At 60.7% G+C, this 4,247-nt stretch carries 4 protein-coding genes; 3 read left to right on the top strand and 1 reads right to left on the bottom strand.

From position 1 onward, the window contains the following. A partial coding sequence (locus RMO15_RS06090) for a DUF1559 domain-containing protein (RefSeq protein ID WP_309709255.1) occupies positions 1-674 on the top strand: 674 nt, incomplete at its 5' end. On the opposite strand, the gene RMO15_RS06095 is transcribed toward RMO15_RS06090, so the two are convergent. Further along, complete coding sequence (locus RMO15_RS06095) at positions 671-919, bottom strand: hypothetical protein (RefSeq protein WP_309709258.1); 249 nt, start codon at positions 917-919, stop codon at positions 671-673. The genes RMO15_RS06090 and RMO15_RS06095 overlap by 4 nt on opposite strands. Before the next feature lie 238 nt (positions 920-1,157). On the opposite strand from RMO15_RS06095, the gene RMO15_RS06100 reads away from it, so the two are divergent. Both RMO15_RS06100 and RMO15_RS06105 read left to right on the top strand, forming a co-directional pair. After that, entirely contained in the window at positions 1,158-3,932 is a 2,775-nt protein-coding gene (locus RMO15_RS06100) for a hypothetical protein (RefSeq protein WP_309709260.1), read from the top strand. A gap of 105 nt (positions 3,933-4,037) precedes the next feature. Continuing rightward, positions 4,038-4,247: hypothetical protein (locus RMO15_RS06105; RefSeq protein WP_309709263.1), on the top strand; the 210-nt coding region annotated here is incomplete at its 3' end.

Below are 4,247 nucleotides of genomic sequence, written 5' to 3' on the forward strand. Positions count from 1 at the left end.
TCGCGATCATCGCGATTTTGGCCGCCATATTATTCCCCGTCTTTGCTCAAGCACGCGCCAAGGCCCGGCAAGTGAGCTGTCTCTCCAACATGCGGCAGCTAGGAATAGGCCTCTCGATGTACTCCCAGGACTACGACGAAACGCTGTTTTTCTTCGGACACAACGTCGATTTTTCCCGCGCCAACCCCACCGCGCCACTCGGTGCCAATGCAACCAACCGCTGGTGGAACCAGATTTTGCCCTATACCACCAATGTCCCGAGTCTCTTGATCTGCCCAGACGATGGCAAGCGCACCCCAAACTCCACCGACAACAAGCCACGCTCGTATGTTGCCAACCGTGCCGCTGAGTCGCTAACACTCGCCGCCGTCGACACGCCCGCCGTGATTATCGTGGTGACAGAAAAAGCAGGACAATTCGACGACTCCTGGTTCGAGCCACCAAAGAACCTCTACGATAAATTGGGCTTTGGAGAGCCGGTTCTCGCGATGACCCGACACCAGGGCGGGGTCAATGTGACGTTCTTTGATGGCCACGCTAAGTGGATGAGCAAGGGAGCGCTTCTCAAAGATCCGTGTGGGATACCCTGGTCGGGTGTGGACTTGATGCGCCGCTACCCAATCCCCTTGCCCAACCCGGCACGCACGCCGTGGCACGCGAGCTGCCCCAATTAGCTCCCCACCAGAGCGCTCACTTCGTCCCAGCGGCCTGGATCAAAGGCGATGAGCCAGGCAAAAGGCTTCCCCTTGCGGTCGGTGTAGACCGCCACTGCCCCACGGAGTTCCGCCTCCAGGCTCGCCCCACGCTTCACCGGCTCGGGGAGCTTTCCTGCTGCCGTCAGCAATAAATCGCGGTTCTCCCGCCCTTCCACATAGGCCATCGCGCGCCGCGTCCCGATCTTCCAAAGTCGTGCATTCATGTCGGAGAGTCTATCAAACAATAGTTTGTTACGCAAGAAATTTTACCAGAAAAGAACTTCCAGTCGCGGAGCGACTTCGTAGCCGAGGGACGAGGCTCTGAGACGCCGATTTTAATCGGCGGCAACGATTCATCAAAAAGGCTCAGATTGGTCCTAGAAAAATAGGACTTCTCTATCGGCCCTTTGTCTCAGGCACAAACTTCTCTCTACGGGCATACTGATCCTAGGAGGACATCGCATGTCCGAAGAACGTGTCTGTCTGGATTTTCTTCTGAAAGAGCTACGTCGCTGGCGCACCGAGAACCGCGTCCCCGAAACCTTTCTCGCGCCACTCTACGACGAGTACACAGCGCGGCGTGAGGCGCTTGATCCGCCCCGGCTGGCGATGTACGATCTGAGCGGCGATGTGGCCCCGCAACCCACACCCGCTCCCCCACCCCGGCGTGGATTTCTGGCGTTTTTAGAGGAGCGCAATATCGCCGCGCTGCACCTGGTCGGCTCGTTGCTCCTGCTGGCAGGGCTTGTCTTACTCGTACAGTGGCAGTGGGACGGCATCGGGCGCTTCCTGCTCTTGTTCGTCCTAGCGCTGGCGGCGGCGGGCCTGCTTCGCCTGAGCGACAGCCTGCGCGAGGAGCATCCGCAGAGTGCGCAAGTGCTGGGCGTGGTGGGCTGCCTGATTATCCCGCTCTGTGGGATCGCTCTGAAAGTCTTCGGGCTCGCGTCGCTGCTCTCCTGGCCCCTGACCGCACTCCTGACATCTTTCCTCAGCGGCGGTATCTACGCCTGGCGACTACGCACCACCGGGGAGTCTCTACTGATTGGTCTGCTCGCGGCGGCGGGCGCAGGAGCGGTGTGGGGAGCCGCTGGGCTTCTTCCCAGTATGCTCTTCTGGCCCACGCTGATTCTGGGCCTGCTTGGGCTTGCCACCCTCAGTTTCTGGGGAGTCCAGCGCGATGGTAGCCCGCAGGATCGGATGCGGGCACTCTCCGGCCACCTGCTCACGCTTGCAGGAATGGGCACGTCCCTGCTCTACGTGGCGCAAGGTCAGGGAGAGATGAGCAACGCGGTTCTGGGAGTGACATTTCTTGTCGCGGCAGGGCTCTATGGCCTCACGGGAAGCCGCCTCCAGATCGCCTGGCTGGGCTATGCCGCGACTTTCACCGCCGCACTGGGCACTCAGTTTCTGCTTCCCGATGGTGCCAGCCTTGTCGCACGAGGCGGCATTCTCGCGGCGACGGGCACGCTTACCGCCCTTCTCTCACGGCTCTCGGCGTGCCCCGAGCCCTACCAAAAAAGCGCCGAGTTTCTGACGCTTCTGGGAGCACTCTCTGTTGTCCTAGATCCACAAAAACAAGATCTCCCAATCGCGGGTCTCTTTATCGCCACGACAGTGCTCTGGCGCGTCGCCTCGCGAACCCCACGAGGGCTGCTGTGTGTCTCGGCGCTTTCGCTCGCGGCAGCGCGGCTGCTGACCCTACCACTAGACACCTGGTTTGTGAGCCTCACGCACCTGCCCGCCAACGAGCTGCGCTGGCTGCTGCTTCCCGCGCTGGCCTTTGGTCTGGGTAGCCTGCGAACGGCAAGTGATGAGCATGCGATTATGCTCCGCCAGAGCGCTTGTGCCGCGTTTTCCTGGGCCTGCGTCGGACAGCTAAACGGGCTCTGGAACTACGCGGGTGAACGCACGACGGCAGTTGCTTGTGGAAGCGTTCTGCTTCTTGCCTCTTCGGGGCTTGGTGGGTGGGGTTTCTGGCAGAGTCGCCCTCAGACCACGCGCTACGCTCTGATTCCGCTGGGACTAGTGACGGCTGTCCAGTGGCTTGCCTGGCTCCATAGCACACCACTCCTGCCGCAGACCGTTCTGGCTTTTGCACTCGCTCTTGCCGGAGCGACGCTTAAAGATGCGAGTGGTTTAGGCTTACGTGCAGCACTTTGGCTACTGGCCGCAGGGCATCTGGCGGCGGGTATGTTGCCACCTGCCCTTCTTCCCTTCTGGGGACTGGCTCTGGTTCCGGTTTTGCTTTGGCTGGATCGGACGGAAGACAATGCGCCCAAGCAACTACGCCTGACGGAGTTCGTTACCGTGCTTAGCTTTCTTGCAGCGGCTCTCTTGCCCTCTGGCATCACGCCCCTCTCGCTCCTGGTCACGGGGCTTGCGCTGGCAGTCGTGCCCCTTCGCCTGCACCGTCCCAGCGGCGTTGCGACGGCGGCGAGTCTTGCGACGGCAACCGTCACCCTTGCTGCCAGTGGCTTTCCGCATCCCCACTTCTCACTAGCGCAAGCCGGGTTCCTGCTCTCAGGCATCTCTCTTTTCTGGCTCGGGCTTGCGGCAGGTCTGCGCCGGAGCACACCACTCTGGGAGGTACTCAGTAAGGTCAGCGTCGCGACCGTCGGTGTGGCGGTTGTGGTGGGGCTTCTGGGGCTGGCAGGCGAAGATCAAGGCCGCTGGACAATCTTCACGCTGGGGCTGGGAGCCATCACTCTCGCAGCGACAGCGGGGCTACGGAGCCAGCCGAACTACCTCCATGGCGCTTTTGCCTGTGCCTTCACCGCCTTTGGGCTCTACTTTTTCGACCAGTACGGCCTCGGCTCAAACCGGCTGAATTACTTTTTGCTTCCCCTGGGAATCTACCTGCTGTTTGTGGCGGAGCGCATGGATCAAGCACCTCTTCGGGGGCCAGGTCTACTTCTCTTGCTGGGCTCATCGTTTCTGGCCGTCGCACTGAACCCACACGAGTGGCAGCACGCGATTCTTCTGGTGCTAGAGTGCCTGATCGCAGTCGCGGCGGGAATTGGGCAGCGGGTAAAAGTCTACTTGGGCGGCGGCGTTGCCTTTCTGATCGCGCTCCTGATCAATAAGCTCTGGGATCCTCTGAGAGAGATCAACTTTGGCGTGTACTTAACGATCCTGGGAATCGGCGTGCTGGCAGTCGCCCTTCAGTTTGAGAAGCGCAAAGAGGCTCTACGACGCTGGGCGGACTCTGTCCGTGACACCTACCAGAGCTGGGACTGAGTGCAGTTTGTCACTCCTGTCACATGCATCAAGTGGAGGGCGTTTCTTCTCACATAGGGCGCTGCGAAAGCCCCCTAAGTAAACGAGGAGAAGGAGCTTACGGAGATGAATACCAAACACATTCTACTGACAGGACTGGCGATGATCGGTCTCGTGGGAACAGGCTGGGCGCAGGGAAACGGCCCTAGAATGACCCGACAGGATGACAAGAACGCGATGCGTAACCTTGGCGTGGGCCTCGGTGCGGCAGCTGTGGGCTCTGCAGTCCGTGGCCGAGTCGGGGAGGCGATTGTTCTGGGTGCCGGAGCTGCCTAC

Origin of the sequence: Armatimonas sp. (assembly GCF_031410135.1) — a bacterium.
Classification (GTDB): domain Bacteria; phylum Armatimonadota; class Armatimonadia; order Armatimonadales; family Armatimonadaceae; genus Armatimonas.